The 15308-nt window shown below is 47.7% G+C and carries 17 protein-coding genes, 3 tRNA genes and 1 pseudogene; 5 read left to right on the forward strand and 16 right to left on the reverse strand.

Annotated elements, in window-relative coordinates:
• Positions 1-76: 76 nt before the first annotated feature.
• Positions 77-655 (reverse strand): flagellar transcriptional regulator FlhC, encoded by a 579-nt coding sequence (gene flhC, locus SBG_RS09065; RefSeq protein ID WP_020844566.1) that lies wholly within the window; start codon positions 653-655, stop codon positions 77-79.
• 2 nt (positions 656-657) lie between these two features.
• Positions 658-999: a flagellar transcriptional regulator FlhD gene (flhD, locus tag SBG_RS09070; RefSeq protein ID WP_020844567.1), complete on the reverse strand. Its 342-nt coding sequence runs from the start codon at positions 997-999 to the stop codon at positions 658-660.
• Between the two features lie 785 nt (positions 1000-1784).
• Between flhD and uspC the strand changes: the two genes are divergently transcribed.
• A complete protein-coding gene (gene uspC, locus SBG_RS09080; RefSeq protein ID WP_000122601.1) occupies positions 1785-2213 on the forward strand; it encodes a universal stress protein UspC in 429 nt (142 codons plus the stop codon).
• Between the two features lie 13 nt (positions 2214-2226).
• Here uspC and otsA read toward each other — a convergent pair whose 3' ends face one another.
• The 4 genes and pseudogenes from otsA to SBG_RS09100 all read right to left on the reverse strand — a co-directional run bounded on the left by otsA (position 2227) and on the right by SBG_RS09100 (position 5749).
• Positions 2227-3648, reverse strand: coding sequence for an alpha,alpha-trehalose-phosphate synthase (gene otsA, locus SBG_RS09085; protein ID WP_000089034.1), 1422 nt, complete (start codon positions 3646-3648; stop codon positions 2227-2229).
• Positions 3623-4426 carry a trehalose-phosphatase gene (otsB, locus tag SBG_RS09090; protein WP_000830103.1) on the reverse strand — a complete coding sequence of 268 codons (804 nt, stop codon included), beginning with the start codon at positions 4424-4426 and terminating at the stop codon, positions 3623-3625. Before otsB ends, otsA begins: the two co-directional genes overlap by 26 nt.
• Before the next feature lie 162 nt (positions 4427-4588).
• Positions 4589-5035, reverse strand: a pseudogene (locus tag SBG_RS09095) (ABC transporter permease subunit); the annotation flags it as partial.
• Positions 5036-5191: 156 nt separating this feature from the next.
• A complete protein-coding gene (locus SBG_RS09100; protein ID WP_000754789.1) occupies positions 5192-5749 on the reverse strand; it encodes a DJ-1/PfpI family protein in 558 nt (185 codons plus the stop codon).
• A gap of 556 nt (positions 5750-6305) precedes the next feature.
• On the opposite strand from SBG_RS09100, the gene SBG_RS09105 reads away from it, so the two are divergent.
• Positions 6306-6809 carry a non-heme ferritin-like protein gene (locus SBG_RS09105; protein ID WP_000741713.1) on the forward strand — a complete coding sequence of 168 codons (504 nt, stop codon included), beginning with the start codon at positions 6306-6308 and terminating at the stop codon, positions 6807-6809.
• A 60-nt stretch (positions 6810-6869) separates the two neighbouring features.
• Here the strand turns inward: SBG_RS09105 and SBG_RS09110 are convergent, their stop codons facing one another.
• Positions 6870-7121, reverse strand: coding sequence for a DUF2766 family protein (locus SBG_RS09110; protein WP_001120839.1), 252 nt, complete (start codon positions 7119-7121; stop codon positions 6870-6872).
• Between the two features lie 424 nt (positions 7122-7545).
• On the opposite strand from SBG_RS09110, the gene SBG_RS09115 reads away from it, so the two are divergent.
• Together SBG_RS09115 and ftnA are read left to right on the forward strand one after the other, a co-directional pair.
• On the forward strand, positions 7546-7878 hold the full coding sequence (locus SBG_RS09115; RefSeq protein ID WP_000803231.1) for a YecR-like lipofamily protein: 333 nt from the start codon (positions 7546-7548) through the stop codon (positions 7876-7878).
• Positions 7879-8110: 232 nt separating this feature from the next.
• Positions 8111-8608 (forward strand): non-heme ferritin, encoded by a 498-nt coding sequence (ftnA, locus tag SBG_RS09120; RefSeq protein ID WP_000920607.1) that lies wholly within the window; start codon positions 8111-8113, stop codon positions 8606-8608.
• Between the two features lie 45 nt (positions 8609-8653).
• On the opposite strand, the gene SBG_RS09125 is transcribed toward ftnA, so the two are convergent.
• Positions 8654-8893, reverse strand: coding sequence for a YecH family metal-binding protein (locus SBG_RS09125; RefSeq protein ID WP_000534803.1), 240 nt, complete (start codon positions 8891-8893; stop codon positions 8654-8656).
• 224 nt (positions 8894-9117) lie between these two features.
• On the opposite strand from SBG_RS09125, the gene tyrP reads away from it, so the two are divergent.
• Positions 9118-10329: a tyrosine transporter TyrP gene (tyrP, locus tag SBG_RS09130; protein WP_015702911.1), complete on the forward strand. Its 1212-nt coding sequence runs from the start codon at positions 9118-9120 to the stop codon at positions 10327-10329.
• Positions 10330-10393: 64 nt separating this feature from the next.
• On the opposite strand, the gene SBG_RS09135 is transcribed toward tyrP, so the two are convergent.
• The 8 genes from SBG_RS09135 to pgsA all read right to left on the reverse strand — a co-directional run bounded on the left by SBG_RS09135 (position 10394) and on the right by pgsA (position 15291).
• A complete protein-coding gene (locus SBG_RS09135) occupies positions 10394-11059 on the reverse strand; it encodes a YecA/YgfB family protein (RefSeq protein WP_000781531.1) in 666 nt (221 codons plus the stop codon).
• Positions 11060-11489: 430 nt separating this feature from the next.
• A complete protein-coding gene (locus SBG_RS09140) occupies positions 11490-11816 on the reverse strand; it encodes a hypothetical protein (protein ID WP_000240844.1) in 327 nt (108 codons plus the stop codon).
• Positions 11817-12040: 224 nt separating this feature from the next.
• A complete protein-coding gene (locus SBG_RS09145; protein WP_001180312.1) occupies positions 12041-13474 on the reverse strand; it encodes an SH3 domain-containing C40 family peptidase in 1434 nt (477 codons plus the stop codon).
• A 212-nt stretch (positions 13475-13686) separates the two neighbouring features.
• Positions 13687-13977 (reverse strand): hypothetical protein, encoded by a 291-nt coding sequence (locus tag SBG_RS09150; RefSeq protein ID WP_020844577.1) that lies wholly within the window; start codon positions 13975-13977, stop codon positions 13687-13689.
• Between the two features lie 313 nt (positions 13978-14290).
• A tRNA-Leu gene (locus tag SBG_RS09155) sits at positions 14291-14377 on the reverse strand.
• 12 nt (positions 14378-14389) lie between these two features.
• Positions 14390-14463: transfer RNA gene (locus SBG_RS09160), tRNA-Cys, on the reverse strand.
• Positions 14464-14515: 52 nt separating this feature from the next.
• Positions 14516-14591, reverse strand: a tRNA-Gly gene (locus SBG_RS09165).
• Between the two features lie 151 nt (positions 14592-14742).
• Positions 14743-15291, reverse strand: coding sequence for a CDP-diacylglycerol--glycerol-3-phosphate 3-phosphatidyltransferase (gene pgsA, locus SBG_RS09170; RefSeq protein WP_001160194.1), 549 nt, complete (start codon positions 15289-15291; stop codon positions 14743-14745).
• Positions 15292-15308: the final 17 nt, after the last annotated feature.

Raw genomic sequence — 15308 nt, forward strand, 5'->3', positions numbered from 1 at the left:
TTAACGCGATGGTAAGGCAAAAAAAAGCAGCGGTAATGACTTACCGCTGCTGGAGTGTTTGTCCACACCGTTTCGGTTAAACAGCCTGTTCGATCTGTTCATCCAGCAGTTGTGGAATAATATCGGCAGCATCTCGGGAAAGTTTACGTCTTTTTACTGCGCGGGATGGCGGCTGGCACAAACTGCACGCAAAGCTGCCCGCTGGTTGATGCGCATGGGTGATAAAGTTTCCCCCACAGCAGTTGCAACTCGACAATTCGAGCAACCCGCTTTCGACAAAACGCACCAGAGTCCATGCCCGGGTCAGCGCCAACAATGGCCCTTCAGGCGGTTGCGGACACTGTTCAAGATAAAGCCGATAAGCTTTAATTACCGCATCCACACCGTTACATAAACCCGTTTTAAGTAAAAATTGCCAGGCATTGCAGAACATGGAGGCGTGAATATTTTGCTCCCAGGTCATAAACCAGTCCGTAGAGAATGGCAGCATCCCTTTGGGTGGCGGACTACCGCGCAACTCTTTGTACAGCTTAATGAGGCGGCCCCGGCTTAGCTGCGTTTCACTTTCCAGCATTTGCAGACGGGCGCCCAGATTAATCAGCTCCATCGCCAGCTGGATATCGCGAGCTTCCTGAACAATGCTTTTTTCGCTCATCATCACGCCCTTTTCTTACGCGCCGTATCGTCCGCTTCATTGAGCAGACGCGTTGAAAGCATGATACCTGTGTGAATCTGCTGTAAATCGTCGACGCGTGAATCCTGGGTCAAACGCGTTACCGTCTGATGATCGTCAAACCGGAAATGGCAAACCAGCTGGTTCGTCTCGGCCAGCTTCACCATTTGCGGCAGGGTCAACGCACCCAGGGTATTTGCCATCTCTTCGTTGATACCAAGGCGGAACATCGCAGATGCTTTGTCCTGGACGATCAAACGCTGTGCAAGGAGTAAATATGACAAATTGATGTCATAAATGTGTTTTAGCAACTCGGATGTATGCATTGTTCCCATCCAGAATAACCAACTTTATTTTTATGCGGCGTAACCGCACCCCGTGATGTTGCCGGGAAGGCCCGGTAAAAGAAGCAAAAAGGTCAAATGCATAGCAGCGCTCAGACATTGGACGTATAACCCAGTTTCCAGCTGGAATTTGACTTACACGTATACATCAATTCTTACAAATGCCTAAGATTTTTCCTAATTCGACGCAACTCTACTCGTCAGCCTCGTGACATACAACGGAGCGGGACTGCGATTTTAGAAAATATGTGATATAGATCACATAATTTAACGAAATGCTTGAGATAAATCCATCAGCCTGGCTTTTATTTTGTTTATTTTATCAACTGATGTTAACTTTTCCTATTCCATCCGGATGAATAGGTTCTCGTCAATACCAAATTATTTTTTGTTTCTCGATGTTAAAATAACGTCCTGGTAATAGCGATCAGGCTATTATTTCTATTTTAGAAACAATTTAAATTTATCTTTAGTAAACAGCAGCTTAAATATTAAATACCACTAATCAATTATACCCCTACAGAGGCGATGGCGCGTTAAAAACCAGCTCCATTAATTTAACTTTTAGCTTTCATTGTTCATCAGTTTATTCAAAATATCTTGATGGCTTTTAAAAACACCCGGAGAGCATTATTCCTGACATAAGAATAATTAATGATTTATTATGATATCCTTCACACTATTGTGGTATTAGCGCATTGCAGAAAAGCGGTAAAGAGAGTAAAGCTAAAGAACAATCTCATATTCTTGCAATAAAGGAGCGAGTTATGAGCTATACCCATATTCTTGTTGCCGTTGCCGTTACCCCTGAAAGTGACCAACTGCTGGCCAAAGCGGTCTCTATTGCCCGCCCTGTTCAGGCCAAAATAAGTCTGATTACCCTCGCTTCCGATCCTGAGCTGTATAACCAGTTCGCCGCCCCCATGATGGAGGATTTACGGTCGGTGATGCATGAGGAGACAGAGAATTTTCTTACAATGCTGGGGAAGAAAGCGGATTATCCGATTGAACAAAGCTTTATCACGTATGGTGAGCTAAGCCAGCATATTCTGGATGTGTGCCGCAAACACCATGTTGATCTGGTCATTTGCGGCAACCATAACCACAGCTTCTTTTCGCGAGCGTCCTGCTCAGCAAAAAGCGTGGTGAGCGCCAGCGAGGTCGACGTGCTGCTGGTGCCATTATCAGGCGACTAGCTGTCGCACACGATCAGGCAAGTTTAGGAAACGTCGCTACTTTATTCTGCTGTTGGCTCTCAGCGCTGCGCGGCGTGACCTCCTTCAGGTCATGAATAAAGCGCTCCTGCCAGCGGTTAATGTCATTTTTCACGATCACGTCGAGCATGTCTGCATGACGTGAAATACGCTCGGCAAGCGGCATTGTTAAAGCGCGATTGAGCGCTGCCGCCACGTCATCCCTATCGTAAGGGTTGACGATTAATGCCGACGTCAGTTCATTGGCCGCACCAGCAAACTGGGACAATACCAATACGCCCGGGTTTTCGGGGTCCTGCGCAGCGACAAACTCTTTTGCCACCAGATTCATCCCGTCGCGGAGCGGCGTGACAAGGCCAACGTCTGAATAGCGAAATATTTTCATTAACAACTTGCGGTCGAAATGCTGATTCAGATAGTAAAGCGGCGTCCAGCCCAACTGTCCGTATTTCCCATTAATACGGCCTGCTTCCGTCTCCAGTTGGTGGCGAATATCCTGATATGCCTGCACTTCCCCGCGCGATGTTGGCGCAATTTGAGTATAACGAATTTTTCCCCGGTGCTGTGGATAGTTTTCCAGAAGGGCTTCATACGCGAGAAAACGTTCCGGCAGTCCTTTCGAATAATCCAGGCGCTCAACGGAAAAAATATTTTTCACATTTTTCAGTTCCGCTTTGAGCTGCGCCAGCTTAGGCGGCAATGGACCGGCAGCCTGTAACGCAATTTCATCAGGTTCAATGCCAATAGGATAGACTTCTGTCTGGAATGGTTTACCCCACGCAATATGCTGCTTACTGCTGCGAGTTGTAACGCGTGTCTGGCTTGAAAGGCTGTCGAGAAAAGCCAGACGATCATTTTCCGTCTGGAAACCCAGCAGATCAAAGTCGCACAACTGCTCCAGAAGTTCGTCGTGCGGTGGTAAAGCGTTGAAAATCTCCGGTGTCGGGAAAGGAATATGCAAGAAAAAACCAATCCGGTTGTTGACGCCGCGTTTACGCAGCTCGCTGGCAAAGGGTAATAAGTGGTAGTCATGCACCCAGATAATGTCATCCTCTTTGATGAGAGGCAGCAACTTATCCGCTAATAGCGCATTCACTCGCATGTAGCCTTCCCATGCAGGCCGTTGAAACTGTACCAGATCCAGACGATAATGGAATGCAGGCCAGAGGACAGCATTAGAAAATTGACAGTAGTAATCTTCGTAATCTTGTTCACTCAGGTTAAACGATGCCCAGGTAATATTACCTTTTGTCACCTTTTTTAATGGCTCATCCTCGTTACCTGTCTCGCCACTCCAGCCGAACCACAACCCGCCAGCCGCTTTTAGCGCGCCGAGCACACCAACGGCGAGGCCACCTGCGCCGCCTTTGTTATCCGGGGGGGCAATTCGATTAGATACTACGACTAAACGACTCATAGCCATCTCTCCTGTTATTCATTACTTGTTGTTCTTGTTGTGGATAATTGATTTGCTCCAGCCAGCGCCAGACGTCGGGTACGCTTTCCAGTCGCCAGGTCGCCTGAGTCGCCCCGACGCCCACTTTTACGGAAATCCCGCCTGCGTGATTCACCACGCCAAAGCCTGCCTCATCGGTCAAATCGTCCCCCACAAAAACGGGAATCCGTCCCGCAAAGGGGGCTTCCTGCATAAAGGCGGCAATAGCTTCGCCTTTGTTGGTTCCCTTAGGTTTGATTTCCACGACACACTTACCGGGTTGCAGCGCCAGCTGCGGCCAGTGTTGCGTGACGTGCTGTGCCAACGCCATCAGCGCTGCTTCATGCTCCGGAGACTGACGATAGTGCAGCGCAAACGCCATGCCTTTCGTCTCCAGTTCCGCCCCCGGCAACGACACTAATGCTGAGCGCAGTAACGCCCCCACCTCACGAACTACCGACTCAGGAAGGCGCACAATATGGGTTTTACCATTGATGTCACGACGCTCTGCCCCGTGAACGCCAGCCAGCGGAAAGCGAAAAGGTTTTGCCAAAGCATCCAGCTCAGTCATTGAACGCCCTGAAATCAATGCCAGTGCCCCTGCGTTGTGCGCCGCGAGACGGTCTAACAACTGAAGGATTTTATGCGGTACTGCTACCTGATCGGGATGAGGCTTTATCTCTGCCAATGTGCCATCAAGGTCAAAAAAATACGCATAGTTCGCAGTGAGTTCGGGGGATACGGTTAACGGTTCTGCCACCCTTGTCTCCTCCTTATCATCATCTTGAGACTCACAAACGGTCTCATTAGTCATGTAAGTATAGACAGTGTGACGCTGCTCGCCATTTAGAAAAACCCTCGCCAGTCGGTGTAGCGACTGGCGAGAGCCTGGAGCTATACTGTAAAGTTGAATGTTAATTCATCAAACCGTACGCTTCGCTTTTTGCTTATAACGGTCGAAGATAACTGCTGCCAGAAGGATTAAGCCGCGAACGACATACTGCGCAAAAGGTGAAATATTGAGCAGGTTCATCGCACTCTCAACCGTCCCTAATATCAGTACACCCGCTACCACATATGAGATTTTTCCGATGCCGCCCTTCAGGGAAACGCCCTCTAATACGCACGCAGAAATGACGATTAATTCATAGCCCAGTGAGGTCATTGGTTGGCCGCTGGTCATTCGTGAAGCCAGGATAATCCCCGCCGCCGCCGACACGAGGTCAGAAAGAATAAAAATGATGATTCTGGTGCGAACCACCGGTACGCCGGCCAAACGCGCAGCCTCCTCATTGCCGCCTATCGCCAGCGTATTACGCCCGAAGGTAATTTTGTTCATCAGTAGTCCAAAAAGGATAAGGCAGCTCACCGCTGAATTACAGTAATTGCGTACATAAATTCAGCGGGAAATGACATACAACAGAGTGAATTTGTCAGACAAATTACAAGAGACCAGCACCTTAATCCATACTGTTAGTCAGCTTATCCTTGCGCCTGTATACGGTGGCTTTCGGGCGAATAGCGCTTACCAGGGATAATAGATATGATCGGCGTGATCGCGAACCGGCGCATTGTCTCCCAGCAGCCTGGCGGAAAGTGTTAGCGCAAAGTCAAAAACATGGCCCAGTCCTTTACCGCTGATCAAATTGCCGTCTTCAACAACGGGGGCATCCATATAGATTCCATCCTGCACTGTCTCCCACAGATTGCCGGAACAAACATACCGACGCCCCTTCAGCAAGCTGTGAGTCCCCAGTACTTTTGCCGCAGCGGAACAGATAGGACAAATTAATTTACCTGCCGCATCATGGCGGGTAACAAACGCGATCACTGCCGGATTAGCCGCAAGATTGATACTTCCTTGCGGGCCGCCAGGCAGAACCAGCGCATCAAAAAGCGTCTGCTGACGTTCATTTAATAAACAGTCGGCAACCACAGGAATATCGTGGTAGCTCATTACCACTTTTGATTCAGTACACGCCAGTATCTCTACGTTAATATGCAAACGTCGCAGGATATCAATAGTAACAATGGCTTCTGCCTCTTCAAATCCTGGCGCCAGCAGCACCGCAACCTTCTTCATTGACCACTCCTTGTTAATAACGATGTCATCCATCAAAACCGTGATGAATTGAATAATGTGTCCAGCTGATTAATGACATTAAAAATGATCTGCCGCAAAAACGGCCATTTAATAAAAAAATGCAAATTTGCTGTTAATCGTTCACGCCTGTACTTCTCCTGCTCTGACCAATGATTAGCTTATTGATACTATCACTCCTGAAACGTCTCGCTCTTGATATGAAACAACGTTTCATAAATTAATGAAGAATAATATATTACTTATCTTTCATATAGTTATATCAATAACCACATAACAACACCATTACTGACGTAAACATTACCCAATGAAAAAGTAAAAAAAAGACGAACAATTGCATTTAAGGATTTTCTTATTTTTATTGACGCGTTATTCTCATTACCGATCGATAAAGTGGGAATCAGATCGTATAAGGGACTGGCAGAACGGAGTTCTTCTGCTAAGAGTATTTATTGTGCGTGGAAGTATGAATGTGACATCTCTGTTGCATTGTTGTTCATCATGCACATCAACACTTTCTGGAAATAAGGATATTGTTATGGCAGCGGTAGGAATGGTTCAAAAGCTCAACACGCAAATGAACCTTGAGTTTTACGCATCAAATCTTTACCTCCATCTTAGCGAGTGGTGTTCTGAACATAGTTTAACAGGCACCGCCACTTTTCTTCGCACCCAGGCGCAAGGCAATGTGACGCAAATGATGCGCATGTTCAATTTTATGAAAAGCGCGGGCGCAACCCCTATTGTCAAAGCTATTGACGTGCCGGGCGATGAACTCTGTTCTTTGGAAGAACTTTTCCAGAAAACGCTGGAGGATTATCAGCAACGGGCCAGCACGTTGTCACGCCTTGCGGACGAAGCTAAAGCCCTGAATGACGACTCAACGCTTGATTTTCTGCACACGCTGGAAAAAGAGCAACAGCAGGATGGCGTGCTTTTACAAACGATTCTAGAAGAAGTTCGCAGTGCGAAACGAGCAGGGTTATGCCTGGCACAAACCGATCAGCATCTTCTTAACGTCGTTAATTATCAGCATCACTGATAACATTATTATGCCGGATGGCGACGTAAAGCGTCTTATCCGGCGTACTATCGGCGGTTTTTAGTGAGACTCGCCCTGCGGCGTAAACTTCAGTTCAATCAGCGCTATCGCTTTTTGGATGGCACGCATTGTAACCGGATCGGCGGCCGCAGGATGGTTAGAAAAGTCGATGTTTTTTAACTGGCTGGACATTTTTTCGCGTACTTCTACTGGCGCAATCACATCGATAACGTCCAAAATTTGCTTGATAACCAGCTGACAAGCGACAACGTCAGAAACCAGTTCCTGATCGGCATTAAGTGTATGGGGCATGATGAACTCCTTATAGTCAGGACGTCATAGTACCCATTCATCACCAGAAACGGTAGCAGCACCGTTTCTCCGGCTTTTTATTGATGCTCATTGGCAGCAGACGCTAAACGTCCGACCTGGCATGTCGACGATTTTAGATTCATCGCTATACACCCTGAGTAAAAGTACGTCAGATGATGGTCGTTTTCGTCGCACATACCAACGTTAAAGACAGGGTGCTCCTTTTCTCTGGCACCGGCGTTAAGCTTGTTATATTTAATAAAATCACGTTTTAAAAAAATAAATCTCCATTACACGCTTCCATCCACGCGGTAAATCGTCCGCCGTTACCTTTAATCAAAGCGAATCCGTGAGTTATTCCAGCCATTGATGACCCAGAAGACGCGGTAGTATGGCCTGATACCGAACTGTCGGAGCGATTTTTATGAAACCTCTCATTTTTACTCTTTCACTGCTGGCCCTGACGGGATGCACTATTACTCGACAAGCCCAGGTCAGCGAAGCCAGTCCGATAAGCGGCATTGTGCGTCTGACGTATAATCAACCGCTATTTTTTACTTCACGCACTGATGACTATGTTTCTCATGGCACAGCAACACGCGAATGCCAGCAGATGGGCTATGCTGATGCCGTCTCATTTGGTCAGCCGGTAGGAACCTGTAGCATGTATGCGGGCTCTTTGTGTCTGAACACAAGATATACCCTCTCATGGCAATGCCGGGGGGTAGCGGTCCCGCAAATAATGTCGCTTTATTAGTCGCGTTGCACGATCAGCATTAATACCACATCAGGGAGGAGATAACCCTGGCGCTATTGCCAGCATGAGGGGGCTGGCTCTCCTTTATCTTATCTACAATGGCGCTAATGCGTTTTATTCCCATTCGTATTTTTAATAATTAAATTTAATATTTTACCTTTTGCAAATAATAAAATAACAAATTATAGTGGCGCCACATCACCCTATCTTTTGCTATTTGTGGAGCAGAACCATGCTAAAAACAGAAATAATCGACAAGCTGAATGAGCAAATGAATCTGGAGTTATACTCCTCCCTGCTCTATCAACAGATGAGCGCGTGGTGCAGCTATCATAGTTTTGAAGGCGCAGCTGCATTTCTTCGTCGTCATGCGCAAGAAGAGATGACACATATGCAACGCCTGTTCGACTATCTGACTGATACCGGAAGCCTGCCGCGCATTCATACTGTTTCTTCACCATTTGCTGAATATACCTCACTGGATGAACTGTTCCGCGCCACCTATGAGCATGAGCAGCTAATTACGCAAAAAATTAATGAACTGGCTCATGCTGCAATGACCAGCCAGGATTATCCGACATTTAATTTCTTACAGTGGTATGTTGCAGAACAGCATGAAGAAGAAAAATTATTTAAATCCGTTATTGATAAATTAACGCTGGCAGGAAAAAGTGGTGAAGGGCTTTATTTTATCGATAAAGAACTCTCCACGCTTGATACACAAAATTAATCCCGTATTTTCTTGCACGGTGAGACGCACTCTCACCGTGGTGTATTAATGGCGGCAGATTTTACTTTCATGCGTAGAAAACCCGCCATCTACGGCAATAAACTTTCCTTTTGCCGCCAGAAATGCAACCAATTCCGCAGCCGTCATATCTGACGCTGAGCAGGTGTGAAATCGCGCTCGTTCGCCAAAACGCGCTTTAATAGCTGCCTCCAGTGAGGCATGCGTGTACTGCTCACCAGACTCAATCATCATGTTGAGCACTTCATGACCATGAATAGAACCCATAACTCCTCCTTAATAAAACCCGTAGCCTACTGGGTCCGTATGTGAACGGCTTTGCGCTAGCGCAGGTTTAGCGCGAGTGCGGAGAGCTCTTTTACCTCTGGTTCAGGTATGTGATTGTAAAGATTGTTATACACACATTGTAACGACCATTTGACGAAAATAGCGTAATGCCTTACCCTGCGCGGCGGATATCACCCTTTTTTCTTATCGGGGTAGTAGAAAGCGTGAAGAACAGAACTCTGGGCAGTATTTTTATCGTGGCAGGCACAACTATCGGCGCCGGGATGCTGGCCATGCCGCTGGCAGCGGCAGGCGTTGGTTTTAGCGTCACACTGGGACTGTTGATTGGACTATGGGCGCTAATGTGTTATACCGCGCTGCTGTTACTTGAAGTCTATCAACATGTTCCGGCGGATACCGGACTTGGCTCGTTGGCAAAACGCTATCTTGGACGTTACGGACAGTGGCTTACGGGTTTCAGTATGATGTTCTTAATGTATGCGCTCACCGCTGCCTATATCTCCGGGGCCGGGGAATTACTGGCCTCCAGTATTAATAGCTGGGTTGGCGCCACGTTATCTCCTGCTTCTGGTGTACTACTGTTCACCTTTGTTGCCGGTGGCGTGGTATGTATCGGTACATCGCTGGTCGATCTTTTTAATCGGTTTCTGTTTAGCGCGAAGATCATTTTTTTGGTCATCATGCTTGCACTGCTCATGCCACATATTCATAAAGTGAATCTTCTTACACTCCCTTTACAGCAGGGACTGGCGTTATCCGCGATACCGGTTATTTTTACTTCCTTCGGTTTTCACGGGAGCGTACCGAGTATTGTAAGTTATATGAACGGCAACATCCGCAGGCTGCGCTGGGTCTTTATAACCGGTAGCGCCATTCCGTTAGTGGCCTATATTTTCTGGCAGCTCGCCACACTGGGAAGCATTGATTCGCCGACATTCCGGGGGCTGCTGGCCAATCATGCCGGCTTGAATGGCCTGCTGCAGGCTCTCAGAGACGTGGTCGCCTCGCCACATGTCGAACTGGCAGTCCACCTGTTTGCCGATCTGGCGTTGGCGACCTCTTTCCTGGGCGTAGCGCTGGGATTATTTGATTATCTGGCCGATCTGTTCCAGCGCCGTGGTACCGTGTCCGGACGTATGCAAACCGGGTTAATTACGTTTCTACCGCCGCTGGCGTTTGCCCTTTTCTACCCACGCGGGTTTGTTATGGCTTTAGGCTATGCTGGCGTGGCGCTGGCAGTGCTGGCGCTGCTCATCCCTGCCATGCTGGTCTGGCAATGCCGAAAACAGAATCCTCAGGCGGAATATCGTGTGGCAGGCGGCACCCCGGCGCTGGCGCTGGTATTTCTCTGCGGCATTGTCGTGATCGGCGTCCAGTTTTCGATTGCAATAGGGTTTCTGCCCGACCCGGGTTAATGTACCGGGCCGGGATACCCCATTCAGGCCCGATAGCGTCTTGCCCGGGCGAATTTACCAGGAGTTAGTGTAGGCAGCACTGCTTAAATTTTTTGCCACTCCCGCATGGGCAAGGATCGTTACGTCCCACTTTCACCTCTGCTTTTACCGGCACCTGTAGCGGTACGGTGTGCGGATGCGCCATCCACCAGGCGTGCAGTTCAAGCGCCGCGAAGCGGATAGCGTCAACGCTTTTATCAAACGCTTCCGGAGTCATTTTATCCAGCTGGTCAAAGTTTTCTTCCGTACCATGCAAAGCAATCGCTTCCAGCGCCGGTTTTAACGTATCCGGCAGATCAGACCAGTCAGATAGCGAAACCCCGCGCATGTAACCAAAGCACCATTCTTCGGCAATCGTTATTTCATGACCGTCAACTTCACGCAGGCCAAACAGCGGCTCAAACTGCTCTGGATAGTCTTCAAGCCGGGCGGCCGTGTCCGCCATATGCTGGAACACAAGATTCATAAAACGCGTCATTTCTTTTTCAGATGTCCAGCGCGGTACATACGCGGGTCCACCCCATATTGCCACCAGCCACTGTTCTGGCTCGATGGGATGTGGAGAACTCAGTACCGCAGTAAGCAAACCGTCCAGTTCCGCGACATCCAGAATGGCGTGCTCGGTATTGTATTTCGTTAACACATCATCCAGCCACTCCAGTTCGCTTTCGTTTAATGGTTCCATTTTCATAACGCTTTTCCTCAGTAATGATTTCCGCCTGTAGGTCTCTGACATGGCAGCGGATAAAATAATTTTTGCAGGCAGTTGGGATGGCAACCATCAGGGGCCAGATTAACACGAAATGGGGAGGATTCCGGAAGTTAACGCACAAAAGGAGGATTGGGACACAGGTTTTCCGGTAAGAAGCGGTCAAATCGCCTTAAAAGCAGGAATGTGAATCCAGGGTTAACGCCCCATCCAGGACGGTTATGGCGAAGTACCTGTTAGCCCCCCGCATTCCTCATGGCAGCGAATGCACTGTTACTCTATATGCGTAAAATATCTTCACTTCTTATTGAAACCCGGAATTCTTTACGCCAGCGTAATAATGACTACGCTGGCATTGTTCAATACATAAAAGAATTTTAAAGGTTTCGCGCCTTATTATACTCAGGCTACCTTATACAACCGCTGCGGATAAATAAATCCGCCCTCTTAAATAGAGCTCATTTTCAGTAAAAAAACGCTTAATGAGTTCATCTACCGTCTCCCTGTCAGAAGAAAAGGTTATTTCCATAAAGAGAGTATCGTACCCTATCTTGATATTTTTATTATTACAATAATCCCGAATCTCATCCTGCACAGTCAGCAACGGCAGACTAAATGTATATCGTGGTTGTGATTCTTTTTTCACCGCTTTCTCAAAAACTTTCGTCACCAGTTCACCAACATCACGCTCCGACCGGGAACTACTATTAAAATGTAATACACTACGTCTTTTTACCACCCAGCCTCCCGCCAGATACCCCTAACTCACTCATACTCCAGTGTATAAGCAACATGACTACATCCAGAATCAACCTGGATAATATTTCAAATAAATGCCCCGTACTATAGCGCATCCCTTTTTCAGACACAGTCTACAGAGATACCGCCTTTATAGCCACCGTAAGCGGTATGCTCAACCACGTCTTCCGCGCGAATAGCAGCAGCTGACATTACCCCGTACGCTTATTCTATATAACCGAGTTTAAACAGTTTCTTGCCCGCCAGCGATCCCAATGCTGGATATTCAGGATAAATACGAAGCAGTGGGAAAAAGACCGCCTCGCCTATAATACTTCGGCTATTAGCATCATTCGGGCGTAATCCCCAGATATTTTGATAGGTGACCGGGACTACCTGTCCCTTAATGGTTGTGTTACCGATATACAGCATTATATGGCCTGGAATGTAGACCAGCGTTGTAAACGGTTTACCATATCTGGTGAGATAATCGATCCGCATTAAGGTATTTTGATTACTGAGATCGACGATGCGCCTGGCACCTTCCACCTGCGCTGTTGAATGTCTGGACAGGAATATACCGAACGGCATCAACAAACTGCGAATTTCGGCAGAACAATCATTATAGAAGTTAAAATTTCCCCAGCCGTAAGGAACACCAGCCATTGATTTCATTAGCACAGCAATATTTTCTGGTGTCATCTTCCACGGCATCGCTGTAAACGCTTTGCCGCTCAGCCAAACCCAGTGGATGGACGCCCGGCCATTGCTGTTGCGAACCGGCACGGCAATCAGGAAAAATCCCGCTCGTTGCTGCCGGAATGGTAAAATGGCACCTGGCCGTCCGGTAAAATAATAGACGTCAGCGGTATGAACCGAGACCGGTTCGCTGATAAACGCCCCCAACTGCTTGTTAGCAAGCGATACCCACTGCGTAACAAATTTCTGATCCGCGCTGGCAATATCTTCACTATGAACCCAGCCTGTTACCGCCGGTGCAACCACATAGTGCCAGCGCTGGTCTCTACTCTCCGTCAGCGTATATACTGGCGTGCCAGGGCGCAGCGAGGACATTTGTACATTATCAAAAGGGTACCCCTCGCCCGCCAGGCGGGGATCGTTAAATAGTGGATCATCCGTCGGCAGCGCTCTGACTAAACTCTCTCTGACCATGATACCCCGTCGGGAGGGATGATATATATTGTCAATCTGCGTATTCGCATTCTCTCTGATCTCTCGCTTCCAGTGAGGTAAATAACGTCTGAAGTTTTCGCCCCAATACGTACTGCCATCACTAAGGTACTGTTTAATAGCGGCATCCCGGGTCTGTTCTGCGTTTCTTTTCAGCAGTGCGGTAATATAAAAGGCATTCCATGGCGAGTGCGCCTCGCTGTCCATGCCGAAATAATGGGATTTAAGCGCGTTAAAGTAACGTTGTTGGGTTGCACTATCAATAACCGGAATAGCGAACCCCGTCGAGTCCGGAGGTATCCATTTATCGACCGATTGCGAATAATTGGCTAACGGAAAACGCGTTTTTGTCGGATCAATATAGCTCTCCCTTGAAATCTCACTTTTGTCTGTGGATCGGTAGGTCGTCTGGTGGCAGGCGGCAAGACACAATGGCATCAATAAAATAGCCCAGACTTTGTTTTGCATCTACGTCTCCATAAAGACAGAAATGTACATTATGCATACTGACTAAAACGGCTCTTCACGAAAACCACAAATTACCTGTAGTTGACCTCTTATTCAGGCATTATTGTAAAACGTGATTAAAGTATGATGCAGTTCACATTATATTATGTGATTCGTATTAGCCTGTTAGTTCACGCTTCTCTATATTTCCGCCAGAAGTATCGCGTAAACCGCTAATTTGCATAAACACTCCACTGATAAGCACCCGTTTTTTTCAAACAATACAGACTGTAGCGTGTTGATTCGGATATTTTTATAAATTCTGTAAAATGATCGGCATCGACGTAGCCAATGAAACTGGCATTACTGCATGTTATGCTGGCATTGTCCTGCGGTATAGTATGAACTGGCTCATCATTTTCGGGGGAATACAGAAGAAAAGCGACCAGAACAACGATGCCGATCATTGTGAGGTAAACGATACTAATAAATACTTTGGCGCTATCGGTATACTGACGAGACATATTATCCCTCTTGACATAGCAGAAATAAAATATATCAGCATTTATATACGGATAAACCAATTTTACGGACTGATTTACCTGTTGTTTAATTATTTCCCTGGCGTCAGTTCTATGTAACGGAAGAAGGAGAGCGATTGTAGTCAATGTAATGATGGCAGAAAACGATAGATTGCTGCAATATGCGCTTATTTACCGCAACGATGGACACCGTGAATGCGCTCACGAGCGGAATGATAAACGCAAGGCACAAAAAAACCACCCGTAGGTGGTTTCACGACACTGCTTATTGCTTTGATTATTCTTGTCTTTCCCATGGTACCCGGAGCGGGACTTGAACCCGCACAGCGCGAACGCCGAGGGATTTTAAATCCCTTGTGTCTACCGATTCCACCATCCGGGCTCGGGAAAAAAGTGGAGGCGCGTTCCGGAGTCGAACCGGACTAGACGGATTTGCAATCCGCTACATAACCGCTTTGTTAACGCGCCAAATTCTTCATGTCTTTCGACATGCATCCGCTTTCTGCCGATGCCTTTAAACTGGAGCGGGAAACGAGACTCGAACTCGCGACCCCGACCTTGGCAAGGTCGTGCTCTACCAACTGAGCTATTCCCGCACTATCAAGTAACTTTATTAATCACTTGATTTTGTTATCGTCTGGCAATCAGTGCTGCCGTTCGATGCGTTGCATTCTACTTACCTGACGCACTGAGTCAACGATATTTTTCGTCACCCACGATCGTTTGCTGAAATTTGCGGCGAAACGATCACTGATCAAGCAAATCTCCGCGTGCAGCGCTCAAATATTGCAACATTGACCACAGCGTGAGCACTGCTGCGACAAAGAAAAGCGCGATACCAGCGTATTCAACCCACATATTTGGACGCCACAACAGCCACGCCAGCGCCACCATCTGCGCAGTCGTTTTGACTTTACCGATCCAGGAGACCGCAACACTGCTGCGCTTGCCCAGTTCCGCCATCCATTCACGCAAAGCAGAGATGATAATTTCGCGGGCGATCATCGTCGCCGCCGGGAGCGTCACCCACCAGCTATGATAATGCTCGGTGACCAGCACCATGGCTATCGCCACCAGCACCTTGTCGGCAACGGGATCAAGAAAGGCACCGAAACGCGTGCTCTGGTTCCAACGACGCGCCAGGAAACCGTCAAACCAGTCGGTAATAGCGGCAATACAGAAAATCAGCGCGCTGACCATGGGCGCCCAGGCGAAGGGCAAATAAAACACCACGACAAAGAATGGAATCAGGATGACGCGAAACAGCGTGAGCAACGTAGGGATATTAAATTGCATAGTGACGGGTAACTATC

This window comes from Salmonella bongori NCTC 12419 (assembly GCF_000252995.1).
GTDB lineage: Bacteria > Pseudomonadota > Gammaproteobacteria > Enterobacterales > Enterobacteriaceae > Salmonella > Salmonella bongori.